Genomic DNA, 2,506 nt, shown 5'->3' with positions numbered 1-2,506 from the left:
ATATGATAGCAAAAATGGAGACGCCCCCTGCGGGTAGTTGCGAGTGGTGCAGGTATCGAGAGGCGGCGGCGAGATACGAATAAATGTTAATAATGTCGGGGGGTTGCGCGCATCGGACAACGGTTACAGGACTGGGCAACCTCAGCGCAACCCCCCTTGCATGGCGAACTTGTGGAGTGAATGGAGCGGAGTGGAGAAGAGTGGAGCGTAGTGAGCGGAGGAGTTTTAATATCAAAGACTGATATTAACACGAATTGTGTGGTGCCCTGGCGTGGCGGTAACGGGAATTATGTATTTCCAGCATCAATTAGAGTTTATACTTTGCTGAAAATTTGTATTTCCGGCGTCATTTCATGTTAGTTCTTATATTCGCCGGAAATATGAGTTTTCAGCATCAATTCAGAATTATATTTTGCTGGAAATATGTGATTCCTGTTACCGCCCGAGCAGGGCACTATGCGATTCGTGTTCAGTTCAGATTTGAGATTATACGACGGAGCGAACGGAGCGGAACGTGCGGGACGCCTTCGGAACGGAGCGGAATGAACGGAACAAGTTCGCACTAGAGCGCCGAAAAAAAAGAGTTAGAACACATTTACAACAGGCTTACCTACCTGCCGTGCGTACCGCACAGTATTTGCGGTACCCCCGGGAGTGCCACGCCACACGGCGAGCAGAACATCACAGTGATTTACCATAACCATATTACGGCGCATGTACCCAGCCATAGAAAAACTGCGCTGGACGACAAATGTGCGAACAGCACCAGAGATAATGCGGCGCAGGCGTGCACGAGCGGAAGAGGACCACTTAGCAGTGAATATGCGGAATGGGAAGGGCAGGATAACTACATAAGGAACACCACAATCAGCGCACGCCTCAGCAGCAAGCATATCCACGCCAACCGCACCGCCAGTAATGCCGAGTACCGAACGGTGCCGACTGCAAATCTCTGAAAGATACTTCTCCAATAAGTAACCGACAGCAACCGAGTCCACATCCCTATGTCCAGTGAAAGCAACCTTGTACATCATACACATCACCTCCTAACGTAGTTTAACGGACTCACCGAGCTGCGGAGGTCACCCCACCTCCGCGACTCTCATCACTTTATTTATACGAGAGGAGCGGAGTGGCGCAAAAAAGACGCTAACTGGGCGCTATATTTGGCAAAAAGGGCACGGAGCGCAGCAGACGTTATGTCCAGAAATCCCGCCCGAACTCTGTCGGCGCACAAGCTTCTTTCGGAACTTATATTAACACGAATTGTGTGGTTTCGCCCAAAGTAGCACGAATTGTGTGGTTTCGCGCACAATCTGAGTTTATACTGTGGGGCTTTGCCCCACACAATTCGAGATTATATACGCGCGAAACTATGCGATTCGTGCTACGACGGCGAAACTATGCGATTCGTGTTTAGTTAAGTTCCGAAAGTAACACGCTCTGCGTGTTAGTGCGCCGGTGCACAGAGTTCGGCTTATACTGTGGTGTTATAAGTATAAGCGGGATTTCTGCTTGCGTCAGCAAGGGCTGCGCTCCGTGCAATTTTTGGCAAATAGAGTGCCCAGGAGCGTATTTTTTAGCGCTTACAACTGGAGGACTGACAGAACTGACAGGACTGTGATAATGTCGAGGGGCTTTATGCCCCTCTTGCATGGCGGGTGTAATACGAATTGTGTGGTTAGCACGAATTGTGTGGTGCCCTGGCGTGGCGGTAACGGGAATTGTGTGTTCCAGCACAATTCATTTTGATTATACTTGCTGGAATATGCGATTCCTGTTACCGCCCGAGCAGGGCACTATGCGGTTCGTGCTAACTATGCGGTTCGTATTACACCCGCACTAGAGCGCCAAAAAAAAAATAAACACGCCCCTTCACTGGGAGGGGGCGTTCTCTATGTAGAAATCTAACAAACTTTCAAGATCTTTCCAGAAGGTCTGTTTACCTCTGAATCTCTGGATTTCAAACCTGCGCAACCCCTGCTCAAGCTTAGTCATCGGACGACTGAGGTCATTGATGTTGATTTCCTTCACTCCCCACAACTCGCAAGCTCTGCACAACTTCGAGTCCAGCAGATTCTCCTTCTTCAGATTGTACAACTTCTGGGCGGTGTTCATCCACGAACTGAACCTCGTGTGCGGGAACTGCAAATGCGCATCATCTTGGCGGTAATCTGCAGGGTCAAAGAAGCTGTAAACCTGTTCCCATTCATCCTCGGTTATCTGCCGACTTTGTTCATACTGAACGCAAGGCAAGTCACACCTGCGCCACTGCCGTGGATGAAACCTTCCACAGTCAGAGCAGAACCAGTACTCCTTCCCCGTCTCGGCGAGCATATCATTGAACTCAGCGATAATCTCATCGTCGTCTTTACCGTCTGTATCTTCAAATCTCTCTACAAACCTTCTAATTTCTTCCACTTCCATAGGCATCACCTCCTAACAGACTTAAACGGACTCACCGAGCTGCGGAGGTCACCCCACCTCCGCGACTCTCATCACTTTA

2 protein-coding genes are annotated in these 2,506 nt (G+C 49.6%); both read right to left on the bottom strand.

Annotated elements, in window-relative coordinates:
- Window positions 1-584: 584 nt before the first annotated feature.
- A complete protein-coding gene (locus J7J62_01880; protein MCD6123906.1) occupies window positions 585-1,034 on the bottom strand; it encodes a DUF1273 family protein in 450 nt (149 codons plus the stop codon).
- Between the two features lie 841 nt (window positions 1,035-1,875).
- A complete protein-coding gene (locus J7J62_01875; GenBank protein ID MCD6123905.1) occupies window positions 1,876-2,427 on the bottom strand; it encodes a hypothetical protein in 552 nt (183 codons plus the stop codon).
- Window positions 2,428-2,506: the final 79 nt, after the last annotated feature.

The organism is bacterium, assembly GCA_021159335.1.
Taxonomy (GTDB): domain Bacteria; phylum UBP14; class UBA6098; order B30-G16; family B30-G16; genus JAGGRZ01.
The sequence above is the reverse complement of the archived record's forward strand: the minus strand, read 5'-3'. Positions and strand labels throughout refer to the sequence as shown.